This is a genomic window from Streptomyces sp. R33 (assembly GCF_041200175.1).
GTDB lineage: Bacteria > Actinomycetota > Actinomycetes > Streptomycetales > Streptomycetaceae > Streptomyces > Streptomyces katrae_B.
The window spans coordinates 7,150,566-7,166,327 of the sequence record NZ_CP165727.1; the positions used below are offsets into that span (position 1 = coordinate 7,150,566).

The 15,762-nt window shown below is 72.5% G+C and carries 16 protein-coding genes; 8 read left to right on the forward strand and 8 right to left on the reverse strand.

Annotated features, from left to right (window positions below):
• Positions 1-84: 84 nt before the first annotated feature.
• A complete protein-coding gene (locus tag AB5J51_RS32925) occupies positions 85-510 on the forward strand; it encodes a hypothetical protein (protein ID WP_136222400.1) in 426 nt (141 codons plus the stop codon).
• An 81-nt stretch (positions 511-591) separates the two neighbouring features.
• On the opposite strand, the gene AB5J51_RS32930 is transcribed toward AB5J51_RS32925, so the two are convergent.
• A complete protein-coding gene (locus AB5J51_RS32930; RefSeq protein WP_136222399.1) occupies positions 592-1,344 on the reverse strand; it encodes a hypothetical protein in 753 nt (250 codons plus the stop codon).
• A gap of 375 nt (positions 1,345-1,719) precedes the next feature.
• On the opposite strand from AB5J51_RS32930, the gene AB5J51_RS32935 reads away from it, so the two are divergent.
• Complete coding sequence (locus AB5J51_RS32935; RefSeq protein WP_136222397.1) at positions 1,720-2,142, forward strand: hypothetical protein; 423 nt, start codon at positions 1,720-1,722, stop codon at positions 2,140-2,142.
• Positions 2,143-2,218: 76 nt separating this feature from the next.
• Here the strand turns inward: AB5J51_RS32935 and AB5J51_RS32940 are convergent, their stop codons facing one another.
• The 7 genes from AB5J51_RS32940 to AB5J51_RS32970 form a co-directional block, all read right to left on the reverse strand.
• Positions 2,219-2,695 carry a VOC family protein gene (locus tag AB5J51_RS32940; RefSeq protein WP_369779276.1) on the reverse strand — a complete coding sequence of 159 codons (477 nt, stop codon included), beginning with the start codon at positions 2,693-2,695 and terminating at the stop codon, positions 2,219-2,221.
• 174 nt (positions 2,696-2,869) lie between these two features.
• Positions 2,870-3,625, reverse strand: a complete 756-nt coding sequence (locus AB5J51_RS32945; protein ID WP_053790824.1) for a trans-aconitate 2-methyltransferase — start codon at positions 3,623-3,625, stop codon at positions 2,870-2,872.
• A gap of 55 nt (positions 3,626-3,680) precedes the next feature.
• Complete coding sequence (locus AB5J51_RS32950) at positions 3,681-4,883, reverse strand: aminotransferase class V-fold PLP-dependent enzyme (protein WP_053790823.1); 1,203 nt, start codon at positions 4,881-4,883, stop codon at positions 3,681-3,683.
• A gap of 1 nt (position 4,884) precedes the next feature.
• Complete coding sequence (locus AB5J51_RS32955) at positions 4,885-6,210, reverse strand: pyridoxal-phosphate dependent enzyme (RefSeq protein ID WP_136222391.1); 1,326 nt, start codon at positions 6,208-6,210, stop codon at positions 4,885-4,887.
• Positions 6,207-7,694, reverse strand: coding sequence for a Y4yA family PLP-dependent enzyme (locus tag AB5J51_RS32960; RefSeq protein ID WP_369779278.1), 1,488 nt, complete (start codon positions 7,692-7,694; stop codon positions 6,207-6,209). The genes AB5J51_RS32955 and AB5J51_RS32960 overlap by 4 nt, the downstream gene beginning before the upstream one ends.
• A gap of 190 nt (positions 7,695-7,884) precedes the next feature.
• Positions 7,885-8,436, reverse strand: coding sequence for an N-acetyltransferase family protein (locus tag AB5J51_RS32965; protein WP_369779279.1), 552 nt, complete (start codon positions 8,434-8,436; stop codon positions 7,885-7,887).
• A gap of 97 nt (positions 8,437-8,533) precedes the next feature.
• Complete coding sequence (locus AB5J51_RS32970; RefSeq protein ID WP_369779280.1) at positions 8,534-9,796, reverse strand: MFS transporter; 1,263 nt, start codon at positions 9,794-9,796, stop codon at positions 8,534-8,536.
• A gap of 154 nt (positions 9,797-9,950) precedes the next feature.
• Between AB5J51_RS32970 and AB5J51_RS32975 the strand changes: the two genes are divergently transcribed.
• The 6 genes from AB5J51_RS32975 to AB5J51_RS33000 are packed head-to-tail and all read left to right on the forward strand — an operon-like array spanning position 9,951 to position 15,632.
• Positions 9,951-10,985 carry an ABC transporter substrate-binding protein gene (locus AB5J51_RS32975; protein WP_369779281.1) on the forward strand — a complete coding sequence of 345 codons (1,035 nt, stop codon included), beginning with the start codon at positions 9,951-9,953 and terminating at the stop codon, positions 10,983-10,985.
• The gene (locus AB5J51_RS32980; RefSeq protein ID WP_369779282.1) at positions 10,975-12,018 is read left to right on the forward strand and encodes a FecCD family ABC transporter permease; all 1,044 of its coding nucleotides are present in this window, start codon (positions 10,975-10,977) and stop codon (positions 12,016-12,018) included. The genes AB5J51_RS32975 and AB5J51_RS32980 overlap by 11 nt, the downstream gene beginning before the upstream one ends.
• Positions 12,015-12,812, forward strand: coding sequence for an ABC transporter ATP-binding protein (locus AB5J51_RS32985; protein ID WP_133898711.1), 798 nt, complete (start codon positions 12,015-12,017; stop codon positions 12,810-12,812). The genes AB5J51_RS32980 and AB5J51_RS32985 overlap by 4 nt, the downstream gene beginning before the upstream one ends.
• Before the next feature lie 12 nt (positions 12,813-12,824).
• Complete coding sequence (locus tag AB5J51_RS32990) at positions 12,825-13,670, forward strand: Rossmann-like domain-containing protein (RefSeq protein ID WP_369779283.1); 846 nt, start codon at positions 12,825-12,827, stop codon at positions 13,668-13,670.
• Complete coding sequence (locus AB5J51_RS32995; protein ID WP_369779284.1) at positions 13,667-14,668, forward strand: GHMP kinase; 1,002 nt, start codon at positions 13,667-13,669, stop codon at positions 14,666-14,668. Before AB5J51_RS32990 ends, AB5J51_RS32995 begins: the two co-directional genes overlap by 4 nt.
• Positions 14,589-15,632: a pyridoxal-phosphate dependent enzyme gene (locus AB5J51_RS33000; RefSeq protein ID WP_133898713.1), complete on the forward strand. Its 1,044-nt coding sequence runs from the start codon at positions 14,589-14,591 to the stop codon at positions 15,630-15,632. Before AB5J51_RS32995 ends, AB5J51_RS33000 begins: the two co-directional genes overlap by 80 nt.
• Positions 15,633-15,762 lie beyond the last annotated feature (130 nt).

Genomic DNA, 15,762 nt, shown 5'->3' on the forward strand with positions numbered 1-15,762 from the left:
TCGGGTTTATTTGGAGTACGCCCTCACCGGGGAACTCCCGGAGACGGTTTACCAGCCTTTTCTTATCCCGAATGGAGAATTCTCATGTCTGAGCGTTTTTGGACCCGTCGTATCGTCCTGGCCGGAGCTTCCGTTGCGCTGCTCGGTGGTGGCATCGCCCTGCCGGCGACCGCCATGGCCGCACCCGTCGCCGCCCCGCAGCAGGCCGTCAGCCTCCTCCCCCAGGACAGCGCCGACGGCATCGGTACCGGCGGCGACGCCAACGCCGAGAACACCACGGTCGGCGGCGAGGCAAAGGGTGGCAACGCCAGCACCGGCGTCGGCAACTGCGAGGGCGGGTGCGAGGTCACCACCGGCAACGCCACCGGCGGTGACGCCAGCGCCGACGCCATCAACACCGGCGACGCCACCGCCGTCGGCGGCGACGGCACCGGCACGGGCGGCCAGGTGAACAAGCAGGACATCAAGCTGCAGCTGAAGGAAAACCTGAAGCAGAAGCTCGGCAATTGAGGGCGGGGCACCGCCCCCACATGACGGACGCCGGAGAGGCACACAGCCTCTCCGGCGTCCGTTCCGTGCCTGTCCGGCTCGTCAGCCGTTGCCGCCCGTGGCCGTCGCGTCACCCGTCACGGCCGTTGCGTTGCCGGTGTTGAGGGCGTCGGCGCTGGCGGCGCCGCCCGTTGCGGCACCCGTGGTGATGGTGCACCTGCCGATGCAGGTGCCGACACCGGAGTTGGCGTTGCCGCCGGTGGCGGTACCGCCCACCGTGGTGTTCGCGGCACTGGCATCGCCGCTGACGGCGATGGCGTCACCCCCCGTACCCGTGTCGCCGTCACCCAAGGTCCGCGTGCTCTGCCCGACCGAGTTCGCGGCCTCGGACGTGCCGCGCACGACCTCACCGCTCACGGCGGTGTTGACGCTGTCCTGGCACAGACCGCTGCACGCGTTGAAGGCGCCGTCACCCACGGCGGTGTTCGTGCTGGTGCCGCAGAGGCCCACGCACTCGCTGAACGCGCCGACCCCCACGGTCGTGTTGGTGCTGCCGTCGCACAGCCCCCGGCACGCGCCGGAGGAACCGTCGCCCACGGCCGTGTTGGCGCTGTCGTGACAGATGCCCTCGCACACGCCGGAGGTGCCGTTGCCCGCGGCGGTGTTGGCGCTGTCGTGGCAGATCCCCCTGCACACGGACGGTGCGCCGTCCGTTGCGGCAGTGGTGATGCCGGCGTAGCCGTACTGGGGGGATGCCGGTGCGGCCATCGCGGTCGCCGGCAGGGCCACGACGCCGGTCAGTGCCACGGAAGCCGCGGCCAGCACGATACGACGGGTCCAGGAACGCTCATTCATCGGAATTCTCCGGGATTCTTGTGCGAGGTCTTCGCCTGTGGCCAAGCGGGCGGGCGCTGAGGCTGCCGGTCGGATGCGCCCGGTGCTGTGCAGACGCCGGGGATCCCTGGGCTTATGCGAGGTTGACGTTAGCGTGTGGATCATGCTCCGAGCAGGATCTGGCGAAGCGCGGCGTGTTCCCGTCGCTTCCCGGTATCAAGATCGATTCTGGGCGTCAAGTCACGTGTTCGAGTGGCGTGACGCAGGTTCTCCGACAGGGTTTATTTGAAGTGCGCCCTCACCGGGGAACGCCTCGGAGGACATGAAGCCGGAGCATATCTCCGGACTTTTCCGCGGGGCAGAATGCGACCTTTTTATACCGAATGGAGAATTCTCATGTCTGAGCGTTTCTGGACCCGTCGTATCGTCCTGGCCGGAGCTTCCGTGGCACTGATCGGCGGCGGTGTCGCGCTGCCGGCGACCGCGATGGCCGCGCCGACCGCCGCCCCGCAGCAGGCCGTCACGCTCCCCCAGGACAGTGCCGACGGCATCGGCGTCGGCGGCAACGCCAATGCCGGGAACACGACCGTCGGCGGTACCGCGCGCGGCGGCAACGCCAGCACCGGCGTCGCCAACTGCGAGGGCGGGTGCACGGTCACCACCGGTGTCGCCCGCGGTGGCAACGCCAGTGCGGACGCCGTCAACACCGGCGACGCCACCGCAGTGGGCGGCAACGGCACCGGCACCGGCGGCACCGTCACCACACAGGACATCAAGCAGGAGGTCCTGCAGAACCTGAAGGCGAAGCTCGCCCGCTGAGGGCCCACACCCCACCGCCCCCCACGCGGACGCCGGAGAGGTCCACAGCCTCTCCGGCGTCCGCACGTCCGGTGGCTCAGCCGCCGTCCTGCATGGTCTCCAGTGCCTCTTTCGCCCGCTTCTCCATCTCCTCCGGGGGGATGTCCGCCACGTGCGTGGCGATGTTCCAGCGGTGGCCGAAGGGATCCTCGAGCTGCCCGGTGCGGTCGCCGTAGAACTCGTCCTTGACCGGGGACACCTCCGTGGCGCCGCGGGAGAGGGCCTCGGCGAAGACGGCGTCGACGTCCTCGACGTACACGTGCAGGGTGATGGGCGTGCCGCCCACCGACTTCGGCGAGCGGAATCCGATCTCCGGGTACTCGTCGGCGAGCATGATGACCGAGTTGCCCAGCTCCAGCTCGGCGTGGCCGATCCTGCCGTCGGGAGCCGGCATCCTCATCCGCTCGGTCGCGCCGAGCACGGACACGTAGAAGTCGATCGCGGCAGCGGCCCCGTCGGTACAGAGGTACGGCGTGACCCGCGGATGCCCCTCGGGAATGGGTTTGACGGCCACCGGGCTCCCGCCCTTCCGAACAGTGGCGATCACCGCCGACCGCCGTCCGCGACCACTGATATCCCGACCCCGCAGGGCACGCTCCGGCGCCGCGCTGCACCTCCGTACCGGTTGCCCCGAAGGGCCCACGGCCGCTTCCGTGGCACTCGGGCGGCGGGGCGCCGTGGAGTGGGGTCAGCGGACCGCGACCACCACGTGGCTGTTGCCGAACTGCCAGACCGTGCCGACGTGCTCGAAGCCCGCCCCGCGCAGCAGTGCGAGGTGGTCGGTGAGGGTCAGGTCGTTGCCCTCGCACCGCGGGTGGGCGCGGCGGTCGCGGGCAGCGAGGAGGGGCGTCAGCTCGGGGTCGGCCCGCACTGCCGACCACCACGACTCCCAGTCCTCGTGCGCCAGGGCGTGCTGGCGCTCGGCGCGCCGCCGGCCGATGTCGACGGCGAGCTCGTGGACCTTGGGGGAGTCCGGTTCCAGGTGGTCGCCGTTGACGAGGACTCCGCCGGGCCGGATGCACCCGGCCAGCTCCTCGTACGTCCGCCGCAGGGTGTCCTCGCCGAGGTAGTGCAGGGCCGTCGTCGAGACGGCGGCGTCCACCGGGCGCTCCAGCGCGAGCCCGTCGAGCCAGCCCGGCTCCCCGATCGAGGCCTCGGCGAAGCGCAGGGCCGCTCCGTGGTGCGCCCGCCCGAGTTCCAGCAGCAGCGGATCGGCGTCGACGCCCACGACCTCGGCCGCGGGCATGCGCTGCGCCAGACGGGCTGCGAGCGACCCCGGCCCGCATCCCAGGTCGACGAGGAGGGGGGCCGCGCAGCCCGCCGTCACGCGCTCGACCACGTCGGAGATGACGGTGAACCGCTCCTCGCGGTCGACCGCGTACCGCTGCTGCTGCCGTTCCCAGCGTTCCACCCACCGGCCGGCCGCCACCGTGTGCAGGTTCATGTTTCTGTCCGCTCGTGCCTCTGCCGTTCTCACGGCCCTGAACTCCACATGAAAATCATTGCAGATTGGCGAGGGTGGCGAGCAACGCCCCGACCTCCTCGGCCGTGTTGTACACGTGCAGGCTCACCCGCACGGATCCGTCCTTCACCTGGGCGCCCGCCTGGCAGTGTCCGTCGGACCGGACCATGAACCCGTGGCTGTAGAGGATGAACCCGAGATCGCGGGATTCGATCTCGCGGTGCCGGAACGCCACGATGCTCCGGCGCCGCTGGACCTCGGAGCCGGCCGCCAGGCTGGAGCGGCAGCCGAGCACCTCGTACGCGTCCAGCCGGCTCAGGCCGTCCGTCAGCCGCGCCGCCAGCGCCACCGTCCACGCCTCGATCCGGTCCGTGCCGGCCGCGTCGAGCCAGTCGAGCGCGGCCGTCAGGCTTGCGATGCCCACGGTGTTCGGCGTGCCGGCCCAGCCGCCCGGCCGGAACTCCGGCCCCCGTCGGCCACGGGCCCAGACCGCACCGGTACCCGGCAGCGCCAGGGCCTTGTGGCCGGAGAACACCACGAAGTCCACGTCGAGTCCGGCGACGGAGAACGGCAGGTGGCCGATGCTCTGCGCGGCGTCGAGACAGATCGGGACGTCCGGCCCGACCACCCGGCGGATCCGGTGCACGTTCATGTCGGCGCCGTAGACGTGGTGCACATGGGTGGCCGCGACGAAACGGGTGCGGGGGCCGGCCGAGGCGGCGAGTGCCACCGGGTCGTAGTCGCCGGAGCCGTCCTGGTAGGGCAGTTCCCGGACCCGGATGCGTACGCCCTGCCGGGCCAGCAGCTCCCGTACCTCCAACCACGGAGCCAGGTTCGCCTCGTGGTCGGCGAACGGGACGACGATCTCGTCCCCGTCGGTGAGCCGGCCCGCCAGCCAGTCCCGGGCGACGGTCCGCAGCCCCTCGGAGGCCCCGCTGGTGAAGTGCACCGACGACCCGTCCGGCTCGGGGTCTCCCAGGAACTCCTTGACCCGGCCGCGGGCCCGCTCCACCGCGGCCGTCGTCGCATTGGCCCAGGGGTACGAGCCGCGGCCCGCGTTGGCGTTCGAGGTGGTGAGGTACTGCTGCACGGCGTCCAGTACGGCCTGCGGCTTCTGCGCGGTCGCCGCGCTGTCCAGGTAGGCCAGCCCCGGGTTCGCCGCGATGATCGGGAACTGGGCGCGCAACGGACGCTGCCAGGAACGCAGTTCCTCGAGGGCGCCGGTGTCGGCATCGGCCATGTCAGTCACGCACCAGCGGTGCGCCCGCGTCACGCCACGCGATGATCCCTCCCGCGAGGCTGCGTACGTCGGGATGGCCCATCCGGGTCAGGAGGGCCGCATAGCGAGCCGACTGCTCGCCGACCGGGCACGCCAGGAGGACGGGCTGCCGCTTGCCGAACGGCAGTCCGCCCCGTACGAGTTCGTCGAAGAGCTCGTCGACGATGTTGACCGATCCGTCGATGTGCAGCGCGGCGTAGGCGAAGGAGCTGCGCAGGTCGATCACCAGCGGGCGCTCGGCCGCGAGCCACTTCTGCGCCTCGGCCACCTCGATGACCTGCGCCGCCCGTACCTCGGTGTCCGTCAGGGCGGTCACGGAGTTCCGCGCGGGCGGGCGGCCCAGCAGCTCGGGGCGGCGCTGCTTGACGTAGCCGAGGTAGCTCTCCACCCGGTCGCAGACGATGAAGACCGCGCTCCGGCGGTCCGGCCCCGTCAACTCCGCGTCGATCGGCTTCAGATGGCGGACCGTTCCCCGGTACGCGGCGCCGCCGGTGGGCCCGGCGAGGATCCCGCAGCGCCGGACCAGGGTGAGCATGCCGTCGATGGCGTCGTCGGCGCTGACCGACTCGATCGTGTCGTACGTGGCCGGGTCGAAGAGGCCGACCTCGTGGACCTCGTCGATGTTGCGGATGCCGGGGATGAAGTCCGACTTCTCACCCACCAGCCCGATCACCCGTACGGCCGGATCGTGGGCGCGCAGGGCCCGGGCCACGCCCGTGGAGGAACCCGCCGTGCCGACGCAGGCGAGGAACCAGTCCGGGGCCCGGCCGTCCAGGTCCGCCACGATCTCCGGACCCGTACCCGTCTCGTGCGCCTCCGTGTTCAGCGCGTTGAAGTACTGGTCGGTGTGCAGGTGGGCATTGCCGGACTGGTTCAGCCTCTGGTGGAAGAGGGTCAGCGGGTCCTCGGTGTCCGTCGGGTCCAGGCATTCGCTGCGGCCCGGCAGCTCCTCGATCTCGGCGCCCAGCAGCAGGAGCAGGTCCTTGACCTCGGGGATGCGCATCCGGTTGGTGACGCTCTTGAACGACAGCCCGTGCATGCCGGCGATGACGGCCAGCGCCTTGGCCGTGTTGCCGCTGGACAGCTCGACGACCGTCTCGCCGCGCTCCCGGGCTCCGGGCAGACCGGCTCGGGCCATGTTCCAGGCGGCGCGGTCCTTGACGGAGCCGAAGGGATTGAGCATCTCGAGCTTCGCATAGAGGTCGATGCGGCGCAGGCCGTGCACGGCCGGATCGATGCGGACCAGCGGGGTGTTGCCGATGGCCTCGGTGATGCTGTCGTACCTCATGCCCGTCCCCCCGAATCGGTGATCGGCCGGTACTCCTCGATCGGCCAGTACTCCTCGTCCAGACACCAGCGCCAAGCGGATCCTCCCGGTCCCTCCCGGACGGCCACCTTGCGGGCCACCGGCTGCTGTTGGGCACGGGTGGCGCTGAAGTCCATGCAGTACCCGGCGGTGTTGGCGAAGCCGAGCAGGTCGCCCGGCCTCGGCAGCCGCGGCAGGAACACCGTTCTGCGGGTGACCAGATCGGCTTCCAGGCACAGGTTGCCCATGAGGTGGACCCCGACCGGCTCCTGCGGGCCGGCGGGTTCGCCGTCGCGGGGCACGAGGACCGGGTCCATGAGGATGCCGTGGTCCTCCAGGCTGACGTCGTTCGCGTTCATGGCGAGGCGTACGAACGCAGGGCCCGCGTCCCGGTGCCGTACCTCCAGGACCCGGGCCAGCGACAGCCCGCACTGGTCGGCGAGGGCCCGGCCCGGCTCCGTGTACAGGTCGTAGAGGCTCTCCAGCAGCAGGGTGCCCAGCGGGCGGCCCAGCGTGGGGGCGGGCTGGGACAGCAGCGCGTCGAGGTAGCCGGCCCCGGCGACCGGGCGGTGGGCGGGGTACAGGCTCAGCGCGCCGCGGAGCGTACCGCCCTCGGCGTGCAGACCGTACCCGTGGCCGCCCCAGGTGAGCGGCGGGCGCCGGCCCATCACGGCGGCTGCGAGCTCGCTCGTGTAGCGGTCCCACTGGGCGGCGTGGGCGAGGTAGCCGACACCGAAGCCGCCGCCGATGTCGACGGCGCGCGGCTGGAACCCCCTTAATCGCAGGTCGTCCATGGCGCGCAGGCAGCCTTCGAGGGCGATGGCCTTCTCGTCCGGGCTCGTGGTGTCGAGGTGGTACGCGACGCCGACCGGATCGAGGGAGTCCCGGTGGCGTTCGAGGAGGTCCAGCAGCGGGCCCAGGGCCTTCACGGACGTACCGAACCGGCTCCTGCGCGACAGCATCCTGGGTCCCGAGGTCTCGAACCCGCAGAGCCGGAGCAGGACCTTCGGGCGGGGCAGGTCGTGGCGCCGGACGAGGCCCGCCAAGGCCTCCAGCTCACCGGGCCCGTCGGCGTTCACGGTGACCCCGGACCGCGCGGCCAGCCAGAGGAACGCCGGATCCTTGGGGCCGGTCGCCATGATGCGGTCCGCGGTGAAGCCGTCGCCGAGGGCATGGCGGAGCTCGCCGAGGGAGGCCACGTCCACGGCGGCGTCCGCGGTGGTGAGCCGCCGGACGAGGGACCGGGAACGGTTGGCCTTGTGGGCGAAGAAGACCTGCCCGCCGAGGCGGTGGCGGCGGTAGACGGAGCGGAAACCCTCGGCGTTCTCCGCGATCTGGTCGGGCAGGAGGACGCCCAGGGGCGAACCGAGGGCGTCCACGAGCATGTGCAGGAACGGGGCCGAGCCGAGCAGTGCGCCGAGCCGTGGTGCCAACCGCGGTTCCAGGTACAGGGGGCCGGTGTCCATCGCAGCTGCTCCTCCCGCGCTCCGATCGTACGACGATTTGCCTTGCGGCCCTGTTCCTGCCCTTCTGAGCGGGTTCGGACGCGTGATGGAGGGAGATGACCGAAACGCGACGGGCCCGCCCGGGCGCTGCGGTGGCCCAGGTGGCCCAGGTGGCCCAGGTTGCCCAGGTGGCCCAGGGGGCTCAGCGGGCTCAGAGGGCGAGGTGCATGAGGATCTCGTCGCGGTCGTCGCCGGGCGCGACCCGCAGCCCGCCGGGCCAGCGCCCGATCTCGCGCCAGCCCAGACGGGCGTAGAACACCTCGAGCCCCAGGCCGGCCCGGACGGCGATGTGCAACTGCTCCAGCCCCATCTCCTGACGCGCGAGATCGCGGATCCGGTGCATCAGCGCCGTACCGATGCCGCGGCCGCGGAAGTCGGGGTGGGTCATGACGTGGTTGACGGCGCCGCAGTGCGCGACGAGGGGATGCGGGTCACGGCGCAGAACCAGCCACCCGGCGAGCCTTCCGCCGGCCGTGGCGACCAGCATCCGGGCACGGCGCGGATCGAGCTCGCCGACGAGCAGGCCCAGCGCCGGGTCGGCCTGGCCGGTGCTCACCGGAGGCATGGGGAGCCCCCGGGGGATGACGGCGCCCCCGGCGTTGATCACCCGTACCCAGCAGTCGACGAGCTGGTCCCGGAGTTCGGCGGTCAGCTCCCGGGGGCGGGTGATCTGGGCGAAGTCGAGTGGTTGCTGCGCGGCCATGGAGCGCAGCTTGCCAGACACGGCCGTCGACGGGTGCCCCCGGCCGGGTGAGGGCGGACCGGCCGGGGTGGGGCGGCAGGGCCGTGGGCGCCGGCGGTCAGTCCGTCGTGGCCGGGGCCGTACGCCCGAAGTGGCGGGCGGTGGGTACCAGCGCCGCCGCGGCCGGCACGAGGAAGCAGGCGGCGGCGCACACGGCGAGTACGGCAGTGACCCCGAAGGCGTCGATGGCGGGCGCGATCAGCGCGAGCCCGACGGGCGCCAGGCCGTACGAGAGGAGGAAGTCCAGCGAGGAGACGCGGGCCAGCTTGTCCGGGGCGACCTCGCGCTGGGTGGCCGTGAACCAGGGCACGTTGAACAGCTCGATGCCGATCCCGGCGACGGCGTACGCGGCGACGACCGCGGCCGGGTGCACGGGCAGCATCAGGCTCAGCGGGGCGAAGCCGTAGACGGCCAGCCCGGCGAAGGCTGCCCGGCCCTGGGAGCGCGGCCGCCAACGGGCGATGACCAGGGCGCCGCCGAGCGCGCCCAGGGTGTACGCCGTCATGGCCGCGGCCAGCACCCACTCGGTACCGTAGCGGTCCCGGCTGATCAGGGGCAGCGCGACGCTGGTGGCGGAGTAGCCGAGGGCGATGACGGCGACGAGGGCGGCGAGTCCGGCGAGGAACCAGGGATGACGGCGCGCCTCCCGTATGCCCTCCAGGAATTCGGCGCGGAAACCGGCGCGCGGAGCGGGTTCCGCGGCAGGCCCGGTCGTGCCGGCGCCCTTGCCGGGGACGAGCGCGGCGACCAGCCAGAGCAGCCCGATGCCGAGCAACAGCGTCCCGACGCCGAAGAAGGCGGCGAGCAGGGCGGTCAGGGCGGGACCGGCGAGCGTGGAGCTGCGTACGGCCATGGTCATGGCGGCATTGGCCTGCTGGCGGCGCCCGGGCTCGACGGTCTCGGCGGTGAGTGCCTGGAACGCGGGGCGGCAGGCGCCCTGTCCGGCGCCGGCGAGGGCGGCGGCGGCCGTCATCAGCACGAGCGAGCGCCCGAGTCCGGCGGCGAGGAGGGGCGCGGCGACCGCCGCCGCGAGCGCGGACCAGAGGACGACCTCGCGGCGGGAGTGCCGGTCGGCCAGTACGCCGCCCACGGCGACGGCGGCGAGGAAGCCGGCGGTGCGGGCGGCGAGGACCAGGCCCAGGCCGGCGGCGCCGAGGTCGCGGTGCAGGACGGCGAGCCCGAGGACGAAGGGCAGGGCCCAGGTCGCGAGGCCCGAGGCGGTGGTGCCCGCCCACAGGCGCAGGAAAGCGGGGTCCAGGAGGACCGAACGCGGGGGCGGGGCAGCGGTCTTGGCCGCTGTGCGTGCGGGTGTGGTCGCCACGGTGTGGGTGCTCCTCGGAGGTGGGGGAGCGGCTCGGTGAACCGCACCCCGGGGGTCGTTAATGAAAATGAATACCATTACAGTACTCTTCGAACGTGGCACTCCTGCCCGGTGCACGACAACACCCACGCCTCCCTCCCAGACCGGAGAACCCATGCGCAATCCCGCCCGCCTCGGCATAGCCCTGGCCCTCGCCCTCGCCACAGCGGGCTGCTCCACGGCAGCCGGTGACGGCTCCCGAGCGGACGCCGGGCCCGCGGCCCAGGGCGGCACGAAGGGGGTTTCCGTCACCAGCTGCGGCCGCCCGGTGTCCTTCGCCGGGCCGCCGCAGCGGACCGTCGCCCTGGACCAGACCTCGACGGAGACCCTCCTCGAACTCGGCCTCCAGGACCGGATGGCGGGGACCGCCAACCTCAAGACGAAGATCCCGCCGCAATACGAGGCCGCGTACGCCAAGGTCCCGGTCATCGCCCCGAAGATCGCCACCGGCGAGCAACTGAGGGCCGCCACCCCCGACTTCGTCGTCGCCGGTTCCACCGACCTCTACACCGCGGACCGGGCCGGCACCCGCGAGGAACTGGACGCCCTCAAGGTCCCCACCTTCGTCAGCGCCGTGGACTGCCCGCAGCAGAACCCCGCCGGCCGGTCCCCCTTCGAGCTGCTCTTCTCCGACTACGAGAACCTGGGCAAGGTCTTCGGCGCCGAGGAGCGGGCCGGTGAACTCGCGGCCGATCAGCGCGCGGCGGTCGCCCGGGCCGGGGAGAACGCCGCCGAGGCCGCCCGGGGAGCGGACCGGCCGACCGTCGTCTACCTCTACTCCGTCTTCAACGGCATGCCGTACGTGGCGGGCAGGACCGGCCTGCCCAGCGAGATGAGCCGCATCGTCGGCGCGAAGAACGCCTTCGACGACGTCGACGAGGACTGGCCGGAGGTCTCCTGGGAGGAAATCGCCCGGCGCGACCCGGACTTCATCGTGATCGGCGACCTGTCCGAGCGCGGCCGTCCCGGGGACAGCGCCGCCGAGAAGCGCGCCGCGATGACCCGGCATCCGGTGGTCTCGAAGCTGGCCGCCGTCCGCGAGAACAAGATCCTCGAGGTGCCCGGCATCGAGCTGGACCCCTCCGTGCGCTCCGTCCATGCCCTCGGGTTGCTGGCCGACGGCATGAAGGACCTCGGGTATGTCCGCTAGGCCGGACACCCCGCCCGGGCGGTCCGCGGCGGCCCACGCGGTCCTCCTGCTGTTGGCCGCAGGCGCCCTGGCGGGCTCGGTGGCGGCTGCCGTGCGCACCGGCACCGCCGACGTGAGCTGGACCGGCTTCGCCCGCGTCCTCGGCTCCCGTCTCGGCCTGGACGTGCAGCCGTTGCCCCCACTGGTGGACTCGCTCATCTGGGACCTGCGGCTGCCGCGCGTGCTGATGGCCGCCCTCGTGGGCGCCTCGCTCGCCGTGTCCGGAACGGTGCTCCAGGCGGTCACCCGCAATGCACTCGCCGACCCCTACCTGCTCGGAGTCTCCTCCGGTGCATCGGCGGGAGCCGTCTGCGTCGTCGTCCTCGGGGTCGGCGCGGGCACGCTCGGGGTCACCGGCGGCGCACTCGCCGGCGCGCTGGTCTCCTTCGGCCTGCTCCTGCTGTTGCTGCGACGCACCGGGCTGGATTCCGGCCGTATCGTCCTCACCGGCGTGGTGATCGGCCAGCTGTTCACCGCGGTGACCTCGCTGGTCCTGATGGCCTCGGCGGACGCCGACACCACGCGGGCCGTCACCCACTGGCTGCTCGGCTCGATGGCGCCGGCCCGCTGGAACACCGTCGCGGTCTGCGCGATCGTCACCCCGCTGGGGCTGCTGGTGGCCTGGCTCTGCTGGAACGCCCTCGACGGGCTCGCGTTCGGCGCCGACACCGCCGCGTCCCTCGGTATCGCTGTACGGCGCACGCGGATGCTGCTGCTCGTGGTCACGGCCGCGCTGACAGCGGTCGCGGTGGCCACCGTGGGGGCGATCGGCTTCGTCGGGCTGATCGTCCCCCACGGGGTGCGGTTCCTCGTCGGGCCGCTGCACCGGCTGCTGCTGCCGTACGCGGCGCTGGTGGGCGCGGTGTTCCTGGTGTGGACGGACGCGCTGGCGCGGATCGCCTTCGCGCCCCGCGAGGTTCCCGTCGGCGTGATCACTGCGCTGCTCGGCGTACCGCTCTTCCTCCTCGTGCTGCGCAAGCGGGGTGAGCTGTGAGGATCACCGCCGAGAAGCTGAGCTGGTCGGTGGCGGGCACGGCGGTCGTACGCGAGGTCAGCGCGGACGTCGCCCCCGGTGAGACGGTCGGGCTGCTCGGGCCCAACGGTTCGGGCAAGTCCTCGCTGCTGCGCTGCCTGGCCGGCCTGCGCGCGCCCGACGGGGGCACGGTCTGCTACGACGGCGAATCCATACGTCACTGGAGCGCGCTGCGGACCGCCCGTCATGTCGCCTTCGTCGCACAGGACTCGGGTGCGGAAAGCGATCTGCCGGTCGCCGATGTCGTGGGCCTGGGCCGGACCCCGTTCCGGGACCGCTGGCGCGGGCCGGACGCCACCGACCGGGCAGTGGTCGCCGCCGCGCTGGAACGCGTCGGACTCACTTCGCTCGCCGGCCGTTCCTGGAAGGCGCTGTCGGGAGGCGAGCGGCAGCGCGCCCACATCGCCCGCGCGCTGGCCCAGCAGCCGCACGGGCTGCTGCTCGACGAGCCCACCAACCACCTCGACGTCAGACACCGGCTGGAACTGATGGAGCTGCTGGCCGGCACCGGGCAGACGGTCCTGGTCGCGCTGCACGACCTGTCACTCGCCGCCCGGTACTGCGACCGGCTGCTGCTCCTGCACCACGGCCGCCTGGTCGCCTCCGGCACCCCCGCCGCCGTGCTCACCGCCGAGCGGCTCGCCGAGGTCTTCGAGGTCGACGCCGCACTCACCACCGACGCCCTGGGCCACCCCGTGGTCACCTACCGCGGCCCGCTCGGAGCCCAGGCGCCGATACCCCGACCCGCCCCGTGAAACGGAAATCCCATGCATCGCACGACTCCTTCCCCTGCCCCCGCCCCCGTGACCTCCGTCGACGGGCTCATCGAGGCCGTCCTGGCCGGCGAACACGGCCCGCTCCCCTCCGAACTCATCGCCACCAGCGTGTTCTGGATCCATCACGGAACCCGCCTGGCCGGCGGCGACACCACCTACCTCAACCAGTACGTCCTGGTCCGCCTCGGCGGCTCCTTCGGCGGCTGCGCCTTCGAGGCCGGCGAGATCGCCCCGTCCATCTGCCGCGACTCCTCCGGCACCCCGCTCGACGTGCTGCTGCGCGAGGCCCCGCGCCCGCTGCGGATCGCCGCCCTCGACGCCTACCTGTCCGAGACCCGCCCGCACCGCGAGGCCGCAGACGCCGAGCCCGTGACCCTCCCCACCGGTACCCCGGAGGTACGCGCGAAGGCCCGCGACGCGGCCGTCGCCGGACTGCTCGACATCCCGGCGGGCGCCCGGGTCGGCCTCATCGGCGTGGTGAATCCGCTGGTCGCGGCGATCCGCGCGCGCGGCGGCGAACCGCTGCCCTGCGACTTCAACCTCAAGGCCACCCAGTGGGGCGACGCCGTCACCGACGACATGCACGAGGTGCTGGAGCGCGCAGAGGCCGTCGTCGCCACCGGTATGACCCTGGGCAACGGATCGTTCGACACCATCCTGGAGCGCTGCCGGTCCCGCGGTATCCCGCTGATCGTCTACGCGCAGTCCGGCAGCGCCGTCGCCCGCGCCTTCCTCGGCTCGGGCGTGACGGCGCTGTCCGCGGAACCGTTCCCCTTCTCCCAGTTCAGCGCCGAGGAGACGGTCCTGTACCGCTACCGGACGGTGAGCCGCGCGTGATCCCCACCGGCACCGGGGACGCCCCCTGCCATCACGGCGAGATCCTCCAGGGCGTCTTCCTCGACGACGGCGGCCGCAGGTGCGCGGGCCTGGTCACCCTCCCCATGGCAGGCCCGGGAAGTCACGCCGCGTTCGTCCCCCGGCCCGGTACGGCGCCCGAGGCGCTCACCGCCGTACCCGCCGACCGCACGAAGGCCGTGCGGGCCGCGGCCCTCGCGGTGGCGGAATGCGCGGAGCGGACCGGACAGCCGCCCTGTGGCGGGGAGTTGCGGCTCACCGGGGACATACCGGTGGGCCTGGGCATGGGCAGCTCCACCAGCGACGTCATCGCCACGGTGCGCGCGGTCGCGGACTCGTACGGACTGCGGCTGGCGCCCGACACGGTGGCCCGGCTGGCCGTCCGCGCGGAACTGGCCTGCGATCCGCTGATGCTGGACGGCCGGCCGGTGCTGTTCGCACAGCGGGAGGGCCGGGTGCTGGAGGTCCTCGGCCCGGCCATGCCACCGCTGGTCGTCGTGGGCTGCGCCCTCGGCGGAGGTGCACCCGTGGACACCCTGTCCCTGCCCGTCCGGGACGCCTCCGAGGACGACGTACGGGCCTTCGAGCGGCTGCGCTCGCTGCTGCGCCGGGCGGTGGCCACCGCGGACGCCCGGCTCCTCGGCGAGGTCGCCACCGCCAGCGCCCGGCGCGGCCAGCAGGCCCTCGGCCACCCGGAGTTCGAGGCCCTGACGGCAATCGCCCGGCGGGCCGGCGCGGTCGGCGTGCAGATCGCGCACAGCGGCGCGGTGGCGGGAGTGCTGTTCGACCCGGCCGCACCGGGTCTGCGGCACCGCGTCCGCAGCTGCCTGCGCGCACTCGACACCCACGGCATCCGCGCCACCCGGACCTTCACGACTTCCACCACCCAGGAGATCCTGCATGGACCAGCACATCGCGGAGGCGATCGGCCGTCCGGACCTGATACGCCTCGACGACCGGCTCGTCTGCCTGCGCTTTGAAACGATGAAGGTGGTCTCCGCCCTCGCGGCGGTACGCCACCTGCTGGACACCGGCGCGGTGCGCCGCGGGGACACCCTGCTGGACAGCTCCAGCGGCATCTACGCCTACGCCCTCGCCCTGGCCTGCCACCGGTACGGCATGCGCTGCCACATCGTCGGCTCGACGACGGTGGACCACACGCTGCGCACCCAGCTCGCCGTACTCGGGGCGACGCTGGAGCAGATGCCACCGTGCAGCGACCTCAAGCTCGACCAGAAGCGGCGCGTGGCGCGGATCCACGAGATCCTCGCCGCGCACCCCGAGTACCACTGGATGCGGCAGTACCACGACGACATCCACTACCTCGGCTACCGCGCGATCGCCGACCGGATCCGGCAGGAGACCGGCGACGTGACCGGGCTCACCGTGGTCGGGGGCGTGGGCTCGGGGGCGTCCACGGGGGCTCTCGCCCGCTACCTGCGCGGGGCCGCCGCAGGCCGCGCCGACGTCGAACTCGTCGGCGTCCAGCCGTACGGCAGCCTCACCTTCGGCGCCGAACACGTCTCCGACCCCGAGATCATCATCGCCGGGATCGGCAGTTCCATCCCCTTCGGGAACGTCTCGCACGAGATGTACGACACCCTGCACTGGATCTCCTTCGACGCGGCGCTGGCCGGCAGCGTCGACCTGCTGCGCCGGCACGCGGTCTTCGCGGGCCTGTCGACCGGAGCCGGCTACCTCGCCGCCCGCCACGAACGCGGGCGCTCACCCGAGCGGACGGTCCTCTTCATCGCGGCCGACACCGGCCACCGCTACGTCGAGTCCGTCTACGCCCGCCACCGGGAGGCCGCCCGGATCTCGGACCTCGTGCCGCAGGAGGTCTCCGACCGGAGCCGGCTGGCCCTTCCCTGGTCCCGCATGTGCTGGAACCGTGCCCCGGCGCCGGATACGGGCCTGTCGGCTGCACGGCGTGCGCACTCCTGATTTTCCACTCAAGCGATCTGACGCAAATGTCCTTATTTATCACGTCTTCGTCAGTGAAGCAGAACACTCTCCGCAACGTTTTGCGCATGGATCCCGGGTGCCCGGGCAAGCGGCCGGACTGCCGGTGCAA

Excerpts from the sequence above, each read along its gene's own strand:
- AB5J51_RS32925 (WP_136222400.1), top strand. The coding sequence starts at position 85 with ATGTCTGAGCGTTTTTGGACCCGTCGTATCGTCCTGGCCGGAGCTTCC.
- AB5J51_RS32930 (WP_136222399.1), bottom strand. The coding sequence starts at position 1,344 with ATGAATGAGCGTTCCTGGACCCGTCGTATCGTGCTGGCCGCGGCTTCC.
- AB5J51_RS32935 (WP_136222397.1), top strand. The coding sequence starts at position 1,720 with ATGTCTGAGCGTTTCTGGACCCGTCGTATCGTCCTGGCCGGAGCTTCC.
- AB5J51_RS32945 (WP_053790824.1), bottom strand. The coding sequence starts at position 3,625 with ATGAACCTGCACACGGTGGCGGCCGGCCGGTGGGTGGAACGCTGGGAA.
- AB5J51_RS32950 (WP_053790823.1), bottom strand. The coding sequence starts at position 4,883 with ATGGCCGATGCCGACACCGGCGCCCTCGAGGAACTGCGTTCCTGGCAG.
- AB5J51_RS32955 (WP_136222391.1), bottom strand. The coding sequence starts at position 6,210 with ATGAGGTACGACAGCATCACCGAGGCCATCGGCAACACCCCGCTGGTC.
- AB5J51_RS32960 (WP_369779278.1), bottom strand. The coding sequence starts at position 7,694 with ATGGACACCGGCCCCCTGTACCTGGAACCGCGGTTGGCACCACGGCTC.
- AB5J51_RS32965 (WP_369779279.1), bottom strand. The coding sequence starts at position 8,436 with ATGGCCGCGCAGCAACCACTCGACTTCGCCCAGATCACCCGCCCCCGG.
- AB5J51_RS32975 (WP_369779281.1), top strand. The coding sequence starts at position 9,951 with ATGCGCAATCCCGCCCGCCTCGGCATAGCCCTGGCCCTCGCCCTCGCC.
- AB5J51_RS32980 (WP_369779282.1), top strand. The coding sequence starts at position 10,975 with ATGTCCGCTAGGCCGGACACCCCGCCCGGGCGGTCCGCGGCGGCCCAC.
- AB5J51_RS32990 (WP_369779283.1), top strand. The coding sequence starts at position 12,825 with ATGCATCGCACGACTCCTTCCCCTGCCCCCGCCCCCGTGACCTCCGTC.
- AB5J51_RS33000 (WP_133898713.1), top strand. The coding sequence starts at position 14,589 with ATGGACCAGCACATCGCGGAGGCGATCGGCCGTCCGGACCTGATACGC.